The following is a 16,493-nucleotide window of genomic DNA, read 5'->3' as shown; positions in this document are numbered from 1 at the left end:
AACCTACGGTCGGCGCCCTGGGACCGCACGGGTGTTACGGCAACTGGGGACCACTGTTCACCCCGTCAATACTGTGGAGGGATGACCGACACCGCTGTCCTCCCACCTGTCCTCGTCATGGGCGTCTCCGGTTCCGGCAAGTCCACGATCGGGCAGGCGCTCGCCGACGCGCTCGCCGAGCAGGGCGAACCGACCGTGTTCGTCGACGCCGACGACCTGCACCCGGCCGCGAACAAGGAGAAGATGCGGCAGGGCATCCCCCTCACCGACGACGACCGCTGGCCGTGGCTCGACGCCTGCGCCGCGCAGATCGCCGCCGTCGAGGCGTCCGGGAGCCGCTGCGTGATGGCCAACTCGGCCCTCAAGCGCGTCTACCGGGATCGGCTCCGGCAGTCGGCGCCGGGCCTCGTCATCGCGTTCCTGGACGGCTCGCACGACCTCATCGCCGAGCGGCAGGCGCACCGGCACCACGAGTACATGCCGTCGTCGCTGCTCGACTCCCAGTTCGCGACGCTCGAACGGCCGCAGGCCGACGAGGCCGCCGTCGACGTCTCCATCGACGGGCCGGTCGACGACACGGTGACGACGATCCTCGCGGCGCTGTCGGTCACTTCCGGCTGAGCTCGGACAGCCGGGCGCGGTACTCCTCGGCATCGATGTCGCCGCGCGCGAAGCGGTCGGCGAGGACGCCGCGAGCGTCGGAACGGGCCCGCCACGACCCGCGTCGGAGCACGCCGAACACCAGGAAGACGACGAGGAACACGACCAAGAAGAACACCGGGAACACGAAGAACGGGAAGCCCGGGCCCTGCCAGTGCGGCCCGTACGTCGCTGCCGCGGTGAGTGCTGTTGCCGAGATGGTGCTGAACACGGGGACCTCCAGTGGTCGGGTTGGGTGCCGCAGGAGCGACAGGACAAGCGTCCGGTCTGGAGGCCCGTCCCGCGTCCGCCACCGAGGCGCACTTCCGTCTGCTCCCACGGGCGTGGACGGGGTTCTCCTGCACACCCCGGTACTCCCGGGGGAGTACTCCACAGGTCCTCGTGCGGCCGATGCCGCCGCGGACGGGCGACCCTAGGCTCGACCCATGACCACGGCACCGCGCAGCGACGACCTCGACCGGGCCGGTGCCCGGTGGCGGGGCCGTCCCCGGTTCGCCCGGGTCGGGCGGGTCGTGCCGGTCGCGTTCGTGCAGATCGTCGGGACCCTGGTGGCCGCGCGGATCACGCCCGCCGGTCCGGGCGGACCACCGTGGACCCGATCCGCGGCGGCCGTCGGAGTGGACCCGGTCGTCCTGGGCCCACTCGCGGTCGCGCTGCTCGTGGCGGGGGTCGTCGTCCTGCCGTGGCGCTGGCGGTGGCCGCGGTCCGTGCTGTTGCTGACCTTGGCCACGACCGTCGGGTACGCCGTCGTCGTCAGTCCGCGCGGACCGTTCGTGGCCGCCTTGACGATGGCGATGGCGAACGCGTGGTTGCGCGGCCACCGTCGGACCGTCGCTGCTGCCGCGGTCGTCGCAGTGGCCGTCCTGCCGACGGCCGACGTCGTGCTCGGTCGGGCACCGACGATCGACCTCGCGGCCGTCGGACTCTGCGTCGCGTGGGTCACGGTGACGATCGTGGTCGCCGAACTCGTCCGGGTGCGGACCGAACGCGTGGCCGAACGCCGTCGTGCCCGTGCCGAAGCCGAGCGTCGGCGCGCGGGTGAGGAACGGGTGCGCATCGCACGGGAGCTGCACGACTCGGTTGCCCACAGCATGTCCCTCATCACCCTGCAGGCCGGCGTCGCGCTGCACCTCGGTGCGGAACTCCCGGCTCCGACCAGACAGGCCCTGGTCAACATCCGCGACTCGAGTCGCGATGCCCTCGTCGAGCTCCGGACGATCCTCGGGGTCCTCCGGTCGGTCGACGGCGACCGGCGCGACGGCGACCGGCGCGACGGCGACCGGCGCGACGGCGACCGGCGCGACGGTGACGGACCGGACCGGAGTCCCGTCGCCGGACTCGAACGTGTCCCCGACCTCGTGGAACGTGCCCGAGCCGCCGGCGTCGCCATCGAGCTCTGCGTCGACGGCGATCTCGGGTCGGTGCAGGGGACCACCGGGCGCAGCGCGTTCCGCATCGTGCAGGAGTCCGTGACCAACGTCATGAAGCACGCCCCGGGGCACGTCGCTCGCATCGAGGTCACCATCGGACCCGACGTCGTGGACCTCGCAGTCGAGGACCGACCGACGCCCGGCGCGCCGACCTCGTCCGAGGGCACCGTGCCGGCCGGACTCGGCACGACGGGCAACGGCGTCATCGGCATGCGGGAGCGAGCGGCCGCGGTCGGCGGCGACCTACGAGTCGGCCCGACGACGGACGGCGGCTGGCGGGTTGCGGCCAGGTTGCCGCTGGCGACGGATGGTTCGGTCGACTCCGCGGGTGGCGCAGTGGACCCGGCCGACGCGTCGGAAGGTGGCAGCGCATGACCACCATCACCGTCCTGCTCGTCGACGACCAGGTGCTCGTCCGAGCCGGTCTCCGGGCGCTCCTCGATGCCGAGCCGGGCATGACCGTCATCGGCGAGGCGGGGGACGGGGACGACGCCGTCGACCTCGCCCGCAGCCTGCGTCCCGACGTCGTGCTCATGGACATCCGGATGCCGGGCACCGACGGCATCGCTGCGACGCGACGGATCAGCGCCGACGCCGCGCTCGACGGGGTGCACGTGGTCATCCTCACGACCTTCGAGCAGGACGACTACGTGTTCGAGGCGATCCGCTCCGGTGCCGCCGGGTTCCTGGTGAAGGACACCGAGCCGGCCGAACTCCTCCGGGCTGTCCGCACCGTGGTCGCCGGGGATTCGCTCCTCTCGCCGCGGGCGACCCGCTCCCTGATCGAGGCCTACGCGACCCACGCCAAGCCCGCGTCCCTCGCTCCGGGCCTCGGCGTCCTCACCGCCCGTGAGCGCGAGGTCATGCAGCTCGTCGCGATCGGCCTCACCAACACCGAGATCGCCGAGCAGCTCTTCGTCAGCCCGCTCACCACGAAGACGCACGTGTCCCGCGCGATGATCAAGCTCGGCGCCCGTGACCGCGCGCAACTCGTCGTCTTCGCCTACGAGACCGGCCTCGTCACCCCCGGCTGGCAGCCCTGATGCCCCGGTACGCTCGCGGGATGAACGTCATGCGCACTGATCTCGACGCACTGCTCGACCGCGCGCTCACCGAGTACGCCGACGCGCTCACACGCCTCGCGACCCGCCTGAGCTGACCGGACTCACCGCCGCGTCGCGCGGACGGCAGCGTGCGGCCGCCGTCCCGGATCGACCCGGACCCGGACGTCCACCACGTCGAACCCGTGGTCGTCGAGGACCTCCGCCAGCGCGCTCGTCGGCCACCGGTACGCCGTGACGACCGCGTGGTCGAAGGACTCGATCCAGGGCCCTTCGAAGAACCCGACCAGCAGGCCGCCGCCCGGCCGGAGCACCCTGCGGAACTCGGCGAAGACCTCGCCGACGCAGGACGGATCGTGGTGGATCACGGAGTACCAGGCGAGCACCCCGTCGACGCTGCCGTCGTCGAGACCGGTGGACTCGATCGCGCCCAGGCGGAAGTCGACGCCGTCGTGCGCGCGTCGTGCGTGCTCGACGAAGGGTGCGACCGCGTCGATGCCGATCACTGCGTGCCCACGATCCGCCAGGTGTGCGGCCCAGTGCCCCGGCCCGCACCCTGCGTCGAGGATGCGCGCACCGGATCCCGACGCCCAGGCCTCGACCTGTGTCCGGTCCTCGTCGTGGACGGCCGACATCGATCCGAGGAGCTCCGCGTACTCGCCCGCACGGTCGCCGTACGCAGCGGTCACGTCGAGGTCCATCGTCCGACCGTACCGGCGCCGGTGGCAACGGACGGCAACAGTCGCCGTCGGCACCTCGGACGAGTTGCATGGACCGCATGTCGTCCAGGGGACTCGGCGTCGTGGCCGGGGCAGAACTGACCGAGGTGGTCCGCCGCGCGGGCGCGGACCACGTGGAGCCGACGATCGCCGGCAACCTCGCGGTCCGCGACGGAACGGGGTGGCGGCGGAACGAGGTCTACGCCGGCCAGCGGTTCCCGTCCTTCGCCATCCTGGTGCCCGGCGATCTCCCGCTGCTGACCACGGAGCTCGGGACGGTCCGGTCGTACTTCGAGTCGGTCCTGCCGATCGTGCGGTCGGTCGCGGAACCGGGCGCGACGATCGTCTTCGGGTCGGGGACCGCTCGGAACGCTCCCGACGGCATGGCGGGCGACGACGCCCTGCGCCGGTTCGGCGAGGTGGTCCGGACCGCACGCGATGTGGCCGCCGCGAACGACCTGCGCATCGTGGTGGAACCCCTGAGCCGCGCGGAGACGAACGTCCTGCACACGGTCGATGCGACGGCGACGTTCCTCGACGGTGCCGCCCTCGACGGTGTCGGCGTCGTCGCCGACCTGTTCCACATCCGGAACGAGGGCGAGTCGTTCGAGGTCCTGCGGCGCCACGGCGACCGGATCGGGCACGTCCACCTCAGCGACCCGGACCGTCGGCCACCCGGCACGGTCGACGACGTCTGGCACGAGTTCCTCGCCGCCGTGCACGACGGCGGGTACCGGGGCGCCGTCTCGCTCGAGTGCCGGTGGGCGCTCGACGCCGAGACCGCCGAAGCCGAGATCCGTTCCGCGCTGGAACGCGTCCGCAGCGCCACGGCCACGGCCACGGCCCCGGCCCGCACCGCTACAGCTTGAACGTCGCCCGCGGGATGTCGGACACGATCCGCCGTGCGGTGCGGACGGCGTCGTCCTCCGAGATCTCGTGCGTGACGACGAGCGACGCCAGGTACGCCGCATCCGCTCGCCGCGCCATGTCGTGCCGCGCCGGGATGGAGCAGTACGCCCGGGTGTCGTCGATGAACCCGGAGGTCTTCGTGAACGACGCCGAGTCGGTGATCGCGGAGCGGTAGCGGCCGATCGCCGCCGGGGTGTCGATGAACCACCACGGTGCCCCGGCGTACACGGCGGGGTAGAAGCCGGCGAGCGGGCCGATCTCGCGCGAGAAGACGGTCTCGTCGACGGTGAACAGCACGAGGTGGAAGCCCGGAGCGGTGCCGAAGGACTCCAGGAGCGGTCGCAGCGGCGTGGTGAAGGAGCCGACGGCGGGCAGGTCGTGGCCGGTGTCCGGGCCGAAGCGTTCGAGCGTCGGCGCGTGGTGGTTCCGGATGACGCCGGGGTGCAGCTGCATGACGAGGCCGTCCTCGACGCTCATCTCGGCCCAGCGGTAGAGCATGTCGTGCCGGTACGCGGTGGCGTCCGCCTCGGAGACGGAAGACGGGTCGCGGAGCGCCTCGGCGTGGATTCGCTCGCGCGACGTGGCGGACAACGGCGACGATCCGGCGTCGAGCACCCCGGTGTCCGTGGCCGTCGCACCGTGCTCGATGAAGTACTGGCGACGGGCGCGGAGTGCTGCCAACAGCCCTGCGTGGGTGCCCGTGTCGATGCCGGCGGCCTGCCCGATGGACGCGACCACGGGCCTCCAGTCCGATCGTGACGGGTCGAACACGGCGTCCGCGCGGAACGTGGGGACCACCCGGCCGGTGAACGTGGGGTCGGCGGCGAGCTGCGCGTGCGCGGCGAGGTCGTCGGCGGGGCCGTCGGTGGTGGCGAGGACCTCGATGCCGAAGGTGTCGAACAGCGCGCGCGGGCGGAAGGCGGGCGAGGCCAGCAGACCGGCGATGTGGTCGTACTGGGCGTCGGCGTTCGCCGCCGACGGCTGCTCCGTCAGTCCGAAGACGTCGTGCAGCTCGGTCTCGAACCAGTAGCGGACGGGGGTGCCGAGGAAGTCGTCCCAGTGGTCCGCCAGGTTCCGCCAGATGGCTCGACCGGGAGGCACGGGGCTGGTCCCCGACAGGTCGGCGCGTCCCAGCGCGGCCAGGTCCACCCCGTTCGCGTGCGGCAACCGGAGCACGTAGTGGTCGGGCGTGATGAGCAGCGACGCGGGATCGCTGAACGGCTGGTCGGCGGCGATGAGCGCCGCGTCGACGTGTCCGTGCGGGGAGATGATCGGTGCGTCCTTGACCGCGTCGTAGACGGTCCGCGCCACCCGTCGCGCGCCGGGGTCGGCGGGGAGCAGCCGGTCGGGGTGCGGGGCGAGACGGGTGGCGGTGCTGGTCTGGGTCATCATCGACTCCTTCGAGAACGGTACGGACGGCGGGGCGCGGCAGGGCCGGCGGGTGCAGCAGGCGTGCGCCGGTGTCAGGCGGGCGCGGGACCCGTCGACTCCCGGACGGTCAGGTGGGTGGGCAGTGCGACGGCGCCGGTCATGTGCTCACCGGGCAGCTCGTCGGCGGGGATCGCACCGAGCCGGCCGAGCAGCATCCGGATCGCGACCCGGCCGGCGCGTTCGATCGGCGAGGTCATGGTGGTGAGCGGCGGGTTGCAGAAGTCGGCACCGAAGATGTCGTCGCAGCCGACGATGCTCATGTCCTCGGGGACGCGGACGCCCCGTTCCCGCAGCCGCGCGAGCATGCCGATCGCGATCAGGTCGTTGAAGGCGATGCAGGCGGTGGCCCCGGCGTGCACGGCGGCGTCGGCGGCTGCGGCTCCGGAGTCGACGAACGGCGCGTGCGGCCCGACGCGGGCGACGCGGACGCCGAGGCGCTTCGCGACGCGCACGAGCGCCTTCCACCGGCGTTCGTTCGACCACGAGCTGTCCGGACCGGCGACGTAGAGCACGTCGCGGTGGCCCAGGGAGACGAGGTGCTGCACGGCCTGCTCGACGCCGCCGGGGGTGTCGATGAGCACCGAGGGCACCCCGGCGGGGCGACGGTTGACGACGACGAGGGGGATCCGTTCGGCGAACCGGGCGATCTGGGCGTCGGACAGGCGTGAGGCGGTGAGGACGACGCCGTCGGCCTTCGCGCCGATCGAGCTCAGGGTGGCGAGCTCGGCGTCGGCGGACTCCTCGGTGTCGACGAGCAACTGCGTCCACCCGGCGCCGGCGAGCTGGTGCTGCGTGCCACGGATGACGTCGAAGTAGAACGGGTTCGTGATGTCGGAGACGAGCACGGCGACGGCCCGGGTGCGGCCCGACGTCAGGGCGCGTGCCTGCGAGTTGGCGACGTAGCCGAGTTCGCGGGCCGCGCGTTGGATGCGCTCCTGCGTGGTGTGGTTCACGCGGTCGGGCAGCGAGAGTGCGCGGGACACGGTCGACGGGGCCACGCCGGTCGCGTCGGCGATGTCCCGGATGGTCACGCGCCGGGCAGCGCTGAAACCGGCGCCGACGCTCGTGTCGGCGCTCGCGTCGGATCGCGTGCCGAAGCCGCTGCCGGCGCCGGAGACGTCGATGTCTGTGTCGCTCACGAGGCCGAACGTATTCGCGTCTGGCAACAAGTGGCAACCGGTTGCCGGATGTTGCCAACGGCGGAACAGTGGTGCCACCGGGCAGCGCCGCCCGGAGGAGGTCTCGAGGAGGAAGCCCCCGGATGAACAGAACACGGCTGAAGCCCCGCACCCTCGTCGGTGCCGTCGCGGTGATCGCCCTCGCCGCTCTCTCCCTGCAGGGCTGCGCCGTCGTGAACGGCAGCGGCGACGACCCGAACACCCTCCGCGTGATGATGGGCGCGGACACCACGTACCCCAAGGAGCGCAAGCAGTGGCAGCAGGACACCGCTGCCGAGTTCAAGCGCACCACCGGTGCGGACATCCAGTGGGAGACCTACTCGTCCGCGCAGGAGGAGTTGACCGCCATCCAGACCAGCGTCATCTCCGGCCAGGGCCCCGACGTGTACGCCATCGGCACCACGTTCACCCCGACCGCCTACGCCACCGGTGCCTTCGTCGAGATGGGATCGAAGGAGTGGCAGGCCATCGGCGGCAAGGACCAGTTCGACCCGGCCTCGTTCGGCATCTCGGGTCCGAGCGATTCGAAGCAGATCGGGATCCCGTTCGCCAGCCGCCCGTTCGTGATGGCCGTCAACAAGGACCTGCTCGCGAAGGCCGGCATCACCGACATGCCGACCACGTGGGACGAGCTGACCGAGGACGCGAAGGCCACCACCGGTGACGGCCGCCACGGCCTGGCGATCGCCTACGCCGACGGCTTCGACCCGTGGAAGTTCGTGTGGGGCATGGCGCAGAACGCCGGCAACACCATCGTCGACGGCTCGAAGGCCGAGATCGACAGCGACGCCGTCGAGAACGCGTACCGGACCTACTTCGACTGGGTCACGAAGGACGGCGTCGTCGACAAGGCCGCGATCGGCTGGAACAACGCGCAGGCCCTGGCCCAGTTCACCGAGGGCAAGGCCGCGTTCTTCCCGATGACGACCACCACCGCGATCAACTCGTTCAAGGACACCAAGGTCGACGGCAAGTACGAGTTCGCCCTGCTCCCCACCGTCCCGCCGGGGGCCAGCGAGCGCCCGGCCGACGGCATCGAGGCCGCGAGCATCCTGTCCGGCGACAACTGGGTGGTGGCCGACTACGGCACGAAGCAGCAGCTGTCCTTCGACTTCGTCAAGCAGCTCAGCGCACCGAAGGCGCAGCTCGAGTACTACGACCTGTTCGGCAACCTGCCGACCAATGCGTCCGCCGCCGCTGACCTGGCAGCAGACAACCCGCAGCTCAAGCCGATCATCGACGCGGGCCGCCTGTCGAAGCCCACCGCCTTCACCGGCGCCTGGTCCGACATCCAGCTCGCCCTGGTCGACGTGGTCGTGCAGTCGATCCCGTCGCTCAAGAGCGGCGAGGTCACCGACGACCAGCTCCGCAAGCGTCTGCAGGACGCCCAGAAGGACGCCCAGTCCACCCTCGACCGTCAGAAGAACGGAGGTCTGTGATGACCAGCACCCAGACCAGACCGCCGCAGCGCACGGAGCAGACGGTCCGCCCGCACGGCACGACGCCGCTGTACAAGAAGGAGCGTCCGCTCTGGATGCTCATCCCCGGCGGGGTCCTCATGCTCGCCGTCATCGTGGTGCCGCTCCTGGTGGGCTTCTACATCGCGATGCTCGACCTGGACCAGTACACGCTGCGGCAGTGGTTCAGCGCCCCCTTCATCGGCTTCGCGAACTTCACCGAGGCCTTCACGAACTCGCCCCTGCTCCACTCGATCTGGATCTCGGTGTCGCTGTCCGTCCTGGTCACCGCGGTCACCGTGCCGATCGGCGTCGCGGCGGCGATCTCGACGCAGAACCGGTTCCCGGGGCGCGGCCTCGTCCGGTCGATCTACCTGATCCCCTACGTGCTGCCCGCGTTCGTCGTCGGCACGTTCTTCCGCACGATGCTGCAGCCGCAGGGCGTCGTGAACTCGATCCTGCACACCGACGTGCTCTGGCTGAACGGCTCCGCGTCGTACTGGGCGCTGGCCGGCGTGATGATCTGGACGAGCTGGCCGTTCGTCTACCTGCTGTCGCTCGCCGGACTGCAGGCCGTGGACAACGAGGTGCACGAGGCCGCCGCGCTCGACGGGGTCACCTGGTGGGCGAAGCTCCGCTACATCATCTTCCCGTACCTGCGCGGGCCGCTCAGCCTGGCGGTGATCATCGCGATCCTGCACAACATCAACAACTTCACCCTGCCGTTCGTGCTGTTCGGCATCCCGCTGCCGTCGAGCGTCGAGGTCATGCCCGTCCTGACGTACATCGCGAGCTTCCAGTCGTTCCGCTTCGGTCTGTCCGCGGCCATGGCGATCTGCTCCCTCGTGATCGTCGCCATCCCGCTGTTCGTCTACCTGCGAGCCGTCAAGCTCGACACCGGTGACGACGCGGGCCCCAACCGGAAGCAGCGCCGCGCCGACCGCGCCACGCTCGCCGCCGCCCCGACCGCCGCCGACATCGACGGAGCACGAGCATGAGCACGCAGAGCACATCCTTCGCCGGCACCACCCGGACCCGCCCGACGTCGACCCTGACCGAGAGCATCACCGCACCCGGTCGACGCCACAAACGCCCCTACGACACCGACGTCACCCGGCTCCTGCCCCGCTGGCTGCTCATCGTGGTGATCGCGATCATCATCGCGTTCATCGCCGCCCCGGTCCTGTACATCCTGTTCGGCTCGGTGAACTCGGACGTCGCGGTCGCCCGCGGCGAGTACTTCCCGTCCGAGTTCACGCTGTCGAACTACGTCGAGATCTGGTCCACGGTCGCCCTCGGCGAGGGGCTGGTCAACTCGATGCTCACCGCCGGCGCGGTCGCCATCGCGAGTGCCGCGCTCGCCGTGTCCACCGCGTACGTGCTGGTCCGGTTCCGGTTCCTCGGCCGCCTGACCATCCTGCGTGGGCTCCTCGCGCTGCAGTCGATCCCGGGCACGCTCCTGCTGCTGCCCGTGTTCGTGGTGTTCTCGAACATCGCCAGTGCCACAGGCGTGCAGATCATCGGCACCCGCTGGGGTCTGTTCGTCACCTACCTGACGTTCGCCCTGCCGTTCTCGACCTGGGTGATGGTCACCTACCTGCGTGGTCTGCCCAAGGAACTCGAGGAGGCCGCCCGCATCGACGGCGCCTCGAGCACGAAGATCCTGACGAAGATCGTCCTGCCGCTGTCGTGGCCCGGCATCGTCGTCTCGGCGATCTTCGCCTTCCTGCTCGGCTGGAACGACGTCCTGTTCTCCACGATCATGACGACCCCGAACACCCGGACGGTGGCCGTGGTCCTGCAGGTGCTCGGCACCGCGCAAGAGGGCGGTGCCGTCCCGATCTACGGCCAGATGATGGCCGCCTCGATCGTCTGCGCCGTGCCCGTCGTCGCCCTGTACCTCATCTTCCAGCGCTACCTGGTGGGCGGTCTGACGGCCGGTTCCGTCAAGTGAGCGCGGCAGTCACCGCAACCCAGAACCGGACTGGAGGCCCGTGGCGGCCCCGCCACGCGCCTCCCGTCCGACACGAAAGGACACCATGACCGACCAGCCCACGTGGGAACTCTCCGGCTTCGGCGACGAGATCGACGCAGACCCCGTCGTCCAGGTCGCGGTCCTGCAGGCGCTCGGCGCGAGCGCCATCGAGGTCCGCAGCGCCTGGGGCGTGAACGTCGTCGACCTCGACGAGGACCAGCTCGCCGGACTCCACCGCCTGCTCGAGGAGCGCGGACAGACCGTGTCCGCCATCGCCTCGCCGATCGGCAAGGTCTCCGTCGACGAGCCCGTCGAGCACGAGGTCGGACGGCTCGGTCGCGCGATCGCCGCCGCGCACGCCCTCGGCACCACGAACATCCGGATCTTCTCGTTCTACTTCGAGGGCCGGCAGCCGGAGGACGTCCGCGACGACGTCCTCGTCCGGATGCGCGCCCTGGCCGACCTCGCCGCACGCGAGGGCGTGACCCTGCTGCACGAGAACGAGAAGGACATCTACGGCGACGTCCCCTCGCGCGTGCTCGACATCGTCGAGAGCGTCGGGTCCCCGGCGCTCCGACTGGCCTGGGACAACGCGAACTACGTGCAGTGCGGCGTCAAGCCGTTCACCGAAGGGTGGGCGCAGCTCGCGCCCTACGTCGACTACCTGCAGGTCAAGGACGCCCTGGCCGCCGACTCGTCGGTGGTCCCCGCGGGCGAGGGCGACGGCGAACTGCTGCAGACCCTCACCGCGCTGCGCGACGCCGGGTACTCCGGCTACGCCTCGCTCGAGCCGCACCTCAGCGACTTCACCTCCCTCGGCGGGTACTCCGGCCCCGCGGCCTTCGGTCGCGCCGGTCGTGCCCTCCGCACCCTCACCGACCAGATCGGAGTCACCCTGCGATGACCACCCCACTGAAGTTGGCAGTCGTCGGCGCCGGCGTCATCGGACGCCACCACGCCACGGTCGCCGTCCACCACCCGGACCTGCAGGTCGTCGCCCTCGTCGACGCGATCCCCGCCGCCGCCACGAGCGCCGCCGACGAGATCGAGGCGATGGGCGTCACCCGCCCCGTCACGACGTCCACCATCGAGGAAGCGATCGCGCAGACCGACATCGACGTCGTCGCGATCTGCTCGCCCTCCGGCATGCACGTGCAGCTCGCCGAGGCCGCCCTGGCCGCCGGCAAGCACGTCGTCATCGAGAAGCCCCTCGACACCACGATGCCCCGGGCCCGGCAGATCGCCGCGCTCGCCGCAGCGGCACGCGACCGTGGACTCGTCACGAGCGTCATCAGCCAGCACCGCTTCGACCCGGCCTCGGCTGCCGTCGCCGCAGCCGCCCACGACGGCGGGTTCGGCACCGTGACCTCCGGCCTGGCGAGCGTCGCCTGGTACCGGTCGCAGGGCTACTACGACTCCGGCGACTGGCGCGGCACCTGGGCGCTCGACGGTGGTGGCGCCGTGATGAACCAGGGCGTGCACACCGTCGACCTGCTCGTCTGGGCGCTCGGCCGTCCGGTCGAGATCTCGGCCCAGACCGGGCTGCTCGCGCACGACCGCATCGAGGTCGAGGACACCGCCGTCGCCACCGTCCGGTTCGCCGGCGGCGCGCTCGGCGTCATCCACTGCACGACCGCCGCGTACCCGGGCCTCTCCGCCCGCTACGCCGTGTACGGCACGCACGGGTCGGCGATCGTCGACGACGACCGCCTGGCCTACTTCCACATCGCACCCGACGCCGCGACCCTCGAGTCCGCGTCGACCACCTCGAACGCCTCGGCGATCGCGGGCGCGGTCGACCAGAAGGACGACGTCGTCCCGCCGGAGCACGTCGTCGGCGGCCCTGCCGAGCCCGACCACTTCGCCGCAGGGCACGGTCGGCAGTACACCGACATCGTGGCCGCGATCCGCGAGGGCCGTGAGCCCGGCGTGACCGTCGACGCGGCCCTCGTGTCGCTCGCCACCGTCCGCGGGCTGTACGTCAGCGCGACGCTCGGGCAACCCGTCCGGATCGACGACGTGATCGAGGGCAAGTACGACGACGTGGTGCCCGTGGTGGGCGCTGCAGCAACGTCCGACACCGCGACCGAAGGAGCCACCCGATGAAGTTCTCCGTGTTCACCGCCTCCACCCCCGACTGGACTCCGTCGCAGGCCGCCTCGACGCTGGCCGAGCAGGGCTGGGACGGCGTCGAGTGGCGCATCGTCGACGACCGCCCCGCGGACGGCACCGTCGTGCCCGCCGGTCGCTCGTTCTGGGCCGGCAACAACTCCACGTGGCAGTTCACCGGCGTCCAGGACCACGTCGGCGAGATCGCGCGGATCACCGACGCCGCCGGCCTCGAGTACTCCGGCATCGGCGGGTACCAGCAGGCGTCGGACCACGAGGGCGTCGAGACGATGCTCCGCGTCACGAGCGAGCTCGGCGCCCGCCAGGTCCGCGTCTCGATGCCGATGTACCGGCAGGAGAAGGAACGCACCGGCGAGACGTACGGGCAGATCTTCGACCGCACCCGCGCCGACCTCGAGTGGGCGGTGACCCGGGCGACCGAGCTCGGTGTCAAGGCGCTCGTCGAGCTGCACCACATGACGATCACGCCCTCGGCCTCGGCGGCGCTGCGGCTCGTCGACGGCCTCGACCCGGAGCACATCGGCGTCATCCACGACCTCGGCAACCTGGTCATCGAGGGGCAGGAGGACCACCTCGCCGCGTTCGAGCTCCTCGGCCCGTACCTCGCGCACGCCCACGTGAAGAACGCCCGCTGGGTCGACACCGGCGACACCCGCGCCGACGGCAGCACGATCTGGCAGAACGAGTGGGCGCCGCTGCGCACCGGGCAGGCCTCCGTCTCCGAGTACCTCGACGCCCTCCGCCAGGTCGGCTACGACGGCTGGGTCACCATCGAGGACTTCTCCACCGACCTGCCCCTCGAGGCCCGGACCGCCGACAACCTGGCGTACCTGCGGTCCCTCGTCCCGGTGACCGCATGACCGATCGCCGCCCCGGCATCGTCCACCTCGGGGTGGGTGCGTTCGCGCGTGCCCACCTCGCCTGGTACACCGCCCACACCACGGGGGAGCCGTGGGGCATCACGGCCTTCACCGGCCGCTCGCCCGCGGCGGCGGACGCCCTCACCGCGCAGGACTGCCGGTACACGCTGGTCACGCGTGCTGCGTCCGGCGACGACGCCGAGGTGGTCGACACGATCGTGGCCGCCCACCCGGGCAGCGACGACACGGCCTGGAGGCACGTGGTGGCGTCCCCGGAGACCACCATCGTCACGCTGACGGTCACCGAGCAGGGCTACCGGTCCGGTTCCGACGTCCCGGCCCGGTTGGTCGCGGGGCTCGACGCCCGGCGGACGGCCGGCGGCGGGCGCATCGCGCTGGTCAGCCTCGACAACCTGACGCACAACGGCGCGGTGCTGCGCGAGGCCGTGCTGGGCGCCACCACCGACCCCGACCTGCGCGCGTGGATCGAGGCGAACGCCTCGTTCCCGTCGTCGATGGTCGACCGGATCACCCCCGCGACCACCGACGCCGACGTCGAGGGCCTCGCCGCCCTGCCGGGAGCGCTCGCCGGGGACCGGGTGCCCGTCGTCACCGAGCCCTTCGCGGAGTGGGTGCTCGAGGACGCCTTCGACGGGATCGACCGCCCCGCGTGGGAGACCGCCGGCGTGCGCATCGTCGACGACGTCACCCCGTACGAGCAGCGGAAGCTCTGGCTGCTGAACGGCTCACACTCGCTGCTCGCGTACCTCGGGCTCCAGCTCGGGCACGAGACCGTCGCCGCGGCCATGGACGACCCGGTGTGCCGTGCCGCCGTCGAGCAGCTGTGGGACGAGGCCGCCCGCGAACTGCCCCTGCCTGCCGACGAGGTCACCGACGCCCGTGCCGCCCTGGTGGACCGGTTCCGGAACCCCCGCATCCGGCACACCCTGCGGCAGATCGCCTCCGGCGGGTCGCAGAAGCTGCCCGTCCGGGTCGTCGACGTCGTGCGGCACCGACTCGAGCGCGAGCCGTCCGCCGGCATCGGGCCCGGCGCCGCGACCGCGATCGCCGCGTGGTGGCTCCACGTCACGACGCAGCCCGACCTCGTGGACGACGACGAGGCCCCCGGGGCAGACTCGGACGTGCGCGACGTGCTGCGCGTCATCGCCTCCGACCTCGACAGCACCGACGTGGTCGACGCGATCACCGCAGCGGCCGACGACATCCGAGCGGCGGGCACCACCGCACGCACCACCACCAGCACCGCCCGAACGAGCACCGACGAAGGAGTCCACGCATGACCGACACCACCACGAACCCCGCGGCCCCGGTGCCGGGCGCCGCCGACACCGGCGCGGCGACCGGGCACACCTCCGGGCGTCCGGACACGTGGGCGTCGGCCGACCGCGGTCAGCTCATCGAGCGTGCCGAGGTCATCGTCACCAGCCCGAACCGGAACTTCGTCACGCTGAAGATCACGACCGCCGACGGTGTCACGGGCCTCGGCGACGCGACGCTGAACGGCCGCGAGCTCGGTGTCGCCGCGTACCTGTCCGAGCACGTCGTGCCGCTGCTGATCGGCCGCGACGCCAGCCGCATCGAGGACGCCTGGCAGTTCCTGTACCGCTCGTCGTACTGGCGTCGCGGCCCGGTCACGATGGCGGCGATCGCGTCCGTCGACATGGCGCTCTGGGACATCAAGGCCAAGGTCGCCGGCATGCCGCTGTACCAGCTGCTCGGTGGTGCCTCGCGCACCGGGCTGATGGCGTACGGGCACGCCTCGGGCAAGGAACTCCCCGAGCTGTTCGACTCGATCCGCGAGCACCAGGAGGAGGGCTACCGCTCGATCCGCGTGCAGACCGGCGTCCCCGGCCTCGAGAGCATCTACGGCATCGCGTCGAACAAGACCACCGAAGGCAACGAGGGCGTCCGGTACGACTTCGAGCCGGCACAGCGCGGAGCCTTCCCGGCCATGGAGGACTGGGACACCCGCGCCTACCTGCGCCACGTCCCCACCGTGTTCGAGGCCGTCCGCAACGAGTTCGGACCCGAACTGCCGCTGCTGCACGACGGCCACCACCGGATGACCCCGCTGCAGGCCGCGAAGCTCGGCAAGTCGCTCGAGCCGTACGACCTGTTCTGGCTCGAGGACTGCACCCCCGCCGAGAACCAAGAAGCACTCAAGCTCGTCCGGCAGCACACCACCACACCGCTCGCGATCGGTGAGGTCTTCAACACGATCTGGGACTTCAAGGACATCATCCGCGACCAGCTCATCGACTACGTCCGCGGAGCCGTCACGCACATGGGCGGCATCTCCCCGCTCAAGAAGACGATGGACTACGCCGCGATGTACCAGATCAAGTCCGGGTTCCACGGGCCGACCGACATCTCGCCCGTCGGCCTGGCCGCCCAGATGCACCTCGGGATGGCGATCCACAACTTCGGCATCCAGGAGTACATGCAGCACGGCCCGCAGACGAACCAGGTGTTCCAGCAGACCTTCACTTTCACCGACGGCTACCTGCACCCAGGTGACGAGCCCGGCCTCGGGGTCAGCCTCGACGTCGACGAGGCCGGCAAGTACCCGTACGAGCAGGCCTACCTGCCGTTCAACCGCCTGGCCGACGGCACCGTCCACGACTGGTGACCCCGCCGCGACCGCGAGGTGCTCGTACCTCGC

16 protein-coding genes are annotated in these 16,493 nt (G+C 71.3%); 12 read left to right on the top strand and 4 right to left on the bottom strand.

Features of this window, described 5'->3' with window-relative positions; all coding sequences use genetic code 11:
* Positions 1 to 81 precede the first annotated feature (81 nt).
* Entirely contained in the window at positions 82 to 621 is a 540-nt protein-coding gene (locus M4960_RS11150) for a gluconokinase (protein ID WP_173170710.1), read from the top strand.
* Here M4960_RS11150 and M4960_RS11145 read toward each other — a convergent pair.
* Positions 608 to 871, bottom strand: a complete 264-nt coding sequence (locus tag M4960_RS11145) for an SHOCT domain-containing protein (RefSeq protein WP_248704254.1) — start codon at positions 869 to 871, stop codon at positions 608 to 610. The two genes, M4960_RS11150 and M4960_RS11145, sit on opposite strands and share 14 nt — an antisense overlap.
* Before the next feature lie 214 nt (positions 872 to 1,085).
* On the opposite strand from M4960_RS11145, the gene M4960_RS11140 reads away from it, so the two are divergent.
* Positions 1,086 to 2,465, top strand: a complete 1,380-nt coding sequence (locus M4960_RS11140) for a sensor histidine kinase (protein WP_248704253.1) — start codon at positions 1,086 to 1,088, stop codon at positions 2,463 to 2,465.
* A complete protein-coding gene (locus M4960_RS11135; RefSeq protein ID WP_173170714.1) occupies positions 2,462 to 3,133 on the top strand; it encodes a response regulator transcription factor in 672 nt (223 codons plus the stop codon). Before M4960_RS11140 ends, M4960_RS11135 begins: the two co-directional genes overlap by 4 nt.
* Positions 3,134 to 3,255: 122 nt before the next feature.
* Here the strand turns inward: M4960_RS11135 and M4960_RS11130 are convergent, their stop codons facing one another.
* Complete coding sequence (locus M4960_RS11130) at positions 3,256 to 3,852, bottom strand: class I SAM-dependent methyltransferase (protein ID WP_248704252.1); 597 nt, start codon at positions 3,850 to 3,852, stop codon at positions 3,256 to 3,258.
* Between the two features lie 77 nt (positions 3,853 to 3,929).
* On the opposite strand from M4960_RS11130, the gene M4960_RS11125 reads away from it, so the two are divergent.
* Entirely contained in the window at positions 3,930 to 4,739 is an 810-nt protein-coding gene (locus tag M4960_RS11125) for a sugar phosphate isomerase/epimerase (protein ID WP_248704251.1), read from the top strand.
* On the opposite strand, the gene uxaC is transcribed toward M4960_RS11125, so the two are convergent.
* Both uxaC and M4960_RS11115 read right to left on the bottom strand, forming a co-directional pair.
* Positions 4,729 to 6,168, bottom strand: coding sequence for a glucuronate isomerase (uxaC, locus tag M4960_RS11120; protein WP_248704250.1), 1,440 nt, complete (start codon positions 6,166 to 6,168; stop codon positions 4,729 to 4,731). The genes M4960_RS11125 and uxaC overlap by 11 nt on opposite strands.
* A 74-nt stretch (positions 6,169 to 6,242) precedes the next feature.
* Positions 6,243 to 7,349 (bottom strand): LacI family DNA-binding transcriptional regulator, encoded by a 1,107-nt coding sequence (locus M4960_RS11115; protein ID WP_374202956.1) that lies wholly within the window; start codon positions 7,347 to 7,349, stop codon positions 6,243 to 6,245.
* Between the two features lie 122 nt (positions 7,350 to 7,471).
* Here M4960_RS11115 and M4960_RS11110 point away from each other — a divergent pair, with 122 nt between their 5' ends.
* The 8 genes from M4960_RS11110 to manD all read left to right on the top strand — a co-directional run bounded on the left by M4960_RS11110 (position 7,472) and on the right by manD (position 16,460).
* Positions 7,472 to 8,827 carry an ABC transporter substrate-binding protein gene (locus M4960_RS11110; protein ID WP_131878202.1) on the top strand — a complete coding sequence of 452 codons (1,356 nt, stop codon included), beginning with the start codon at positions 7,472 to 7,474 and terminating at the stop codon, positions 8,825 to 8,827.
* Positions 8,827 to 9,843, top strand: a complete 1,017-nt coding sequence (locus M4960_RS11105; protein WP_123294721.1) for a carbohydrate ABC transporter permease — start codon at positions 8,827 to 8,829, stop codon at positions 9,841 to 9,843. The genes M4960_RS11110 and M4960_RS11105 overlap by 1 nt, the downstream gene beginning before the upstream one ends.
* Positions 9,840 to 10,799, top strand: a complete 960-nt coding sequence (locus M4960_RS11100) for a carbohydrate ABC transporter permease (protein ID WP_248704249.1) — start codon at positions 9,840 to 9,842, stop codon at positions 10,797 to 10,799. Before M4960_RS11105 ends, M4960_RS11100 begins: the two co-directional genes overlap by 4 nt.
* 85 nt (positions 10,800 to 10,884) lie before the next feature.
* The gene (locus M4960_RS11095) at positions 10,885 to 11,724 is read left to right on the top strand and encodes a sugar phosphate isomerase/epimerase (RefSeq protein ID WP_133938517.1); all 840 of its coding nucleotides are present in this window, start codon (positions 10,885 to 10,887) and stop codon (positions 11,722 to 11,724) included.
* The gene (locus M4960_RS11090) at positions 11,721 to 12,926 is read left to right on the top strand and encodes a Gfo/Idh/MocA family protein (RefSeq protein ID WP_248704248.1); all 1,206 of its coding nucleotides are present in this window, start codon (positions 11,721 to 11,723) and stop codon (positions 12,924 to 12,926) included. The genes M4960_RS11095 and M4960_RS11090 overlap by 4 nt, the downstream gene beginning before the upstream one ends.
* Complete coding sequence (locus M4960_RS11085; RefSeq protein WP_248704247.1) at positions 12,923 to 13,810, top strand: sugar phosphate isomerase/epimerase; 888 nt, start codon at positions 12,923 to 12,925, stop codon at positions 13,808 to 13,810. The genes M4960_RS11090 and M4960_RS11085 overlap by 4 nt, the downstream gene beginning before the upstream one ends.
* Positions 13,807 to 15,111 carry a mannitol dehydrogenase family protein gene (locus M4960_RS11080; RefSeq protein ID WP_248704246.1) on the top strand — a complete coding sequence of 435 codons (1,305 nt, stop codon included), beginning with the start codon at positions 13,807 to 13,809 and terminating at the stop codon, positions 15,109 to 15,111. The genes M4960_RS11085 and M4960_RS11080 overlap by 4 nt, the downstream gene beginning before the upstream one ends.
* Positions 15,108 to 16,460 (top strand): D-mannonate dehydratase ManD, encoded by a 1,353-nt coding sequence (gene manD / locus M4960_RS11075; protein ID WP_228504708.1) that lies wholly within the window; start codon positions 15,108 to 15,110, stop codon positions 16,458 to 16,460. The genes M4960_RS11080 and manD overlap by 4 nt, the downstream gene beginning before the upstream one ends.
* Positions 16,461 to 16,493: the final 33 nt, after the last annotated feature.

Source organism: Curtobacterium sp. MWU13-2055, assembly GCF_023242305.1.
Lineage (GTDB): Bacteria > Actinomycetota > Actinomycetes > Actinomycetales > Microbacteriaceae > Curtobacterium.
This window is presented reverse-complemented; position numbering and strand designations above follow the sequence as displayed.

What these genes read in the sequence shown, in the direction of transcription:
- M4960_RS11150 (WP_173170710.1), top strand. Translation starts at nt 82, where the DNA reads ATGACCGACACCGCTGTCCTCCCACCTGTCCTCGTCATGGGCGTCTCC.
- M4960_RS11140 (WP_248704253.1), top strand. Translation starts at nt 1,086, where the DNA reads ATGACCACGGCACCGCGCAGCGACGACCTCGACCGGGCCGGTGCCCGG.
- M4960_RS11135 (WP_173170714.1), top strand. Translation starts at nt 2,462, where the DNA reads ATGACCACCATCACCGTCCTGCTCGTCGACGACCAGGTGCTCGTCCGA.
- M4960_RS11130 (WP_248704252.1), bottom strand. Translation starts at nt 3,852, where the DNA reads ATGGACCTCGACGTGACCGCTGCGTACGGCGACCGTGCGGGCGAGTAC.
- M4960_RS11125 (WP_248704251.1), top strand. Translation starts at nt 3,930, where the DNA reads ATGTCGTCCAGGGGACTCGGCGTCGTGGCCGGGGCAGAACTGACCGAG.
- uxaC (WP_248704250.1), bottom strand. Translation starts at nt 6,168, where the DNA reads ATGACCCAGACCAGCACCGCCACCCGTCTCGCCCCGCACCCCGACCGG.
- M4960_RS11110 (WP_131878202.1), top strand. Translation starts at nt 7,472, where the DNA reads ATGAACAGAACACGGCTGAAGCCCCGCACCCTCGTCGGTGCCGTCGCG.
- M4960_RS11105 (WP_123294721.1), top strand. Translation starts at nt 8,827, where the DNA reads ATGACCAGCACCCAGACCAGACCGCCGCAGCGCACGGAGCAGACGGTC.
- M4960_RS11100 (WP_248704249.1), top strand. Translation starts at nt 9,840, where the DNA reads ATGAGCACGCAGAGCACATCCTTCGCCGGCACCACCCGGACCCGCCCG.
- M4960_RS11095 (WP_133938517.1), top strand. Translation starts at nt 10,885, where the DNA reads ATGACCGACCAGCCCACGTGGGAACTCTCCGGCTTCGGCGACGAGATC.
- M4960_RS11090 (WP_248704248.1), top strand. Translation starts at nt 11,721, where the DNA reads ATGACCACCCCACTGAAGTTGGCAGTCGTCGGCGCCGGCGTCATCGGA.
- M4960_RS11085 (WP_248704247.1), top strand. Translation starts at nt 12,923, where the DNA reads ATGAAGTTCTCCGTGTTCACCGCCTCCACCCCCGACTGGACTCCGTCG.
- M4960_RS11080 (WP_248704246.1), top strand. Translation starts at nt 13,807, where the DNA reads ATGACCGATCGCCGCCCCGGCATCGTCCACCTCGGGGTGGGTGCGTTC.
- manD (WP_228504708.1), top strand. Translation starts at nt 15,108, where the DNA reads ATGACCGACACCACCACGAACCCCGCGGCCCCGGTGCCGGGCGCCGCC.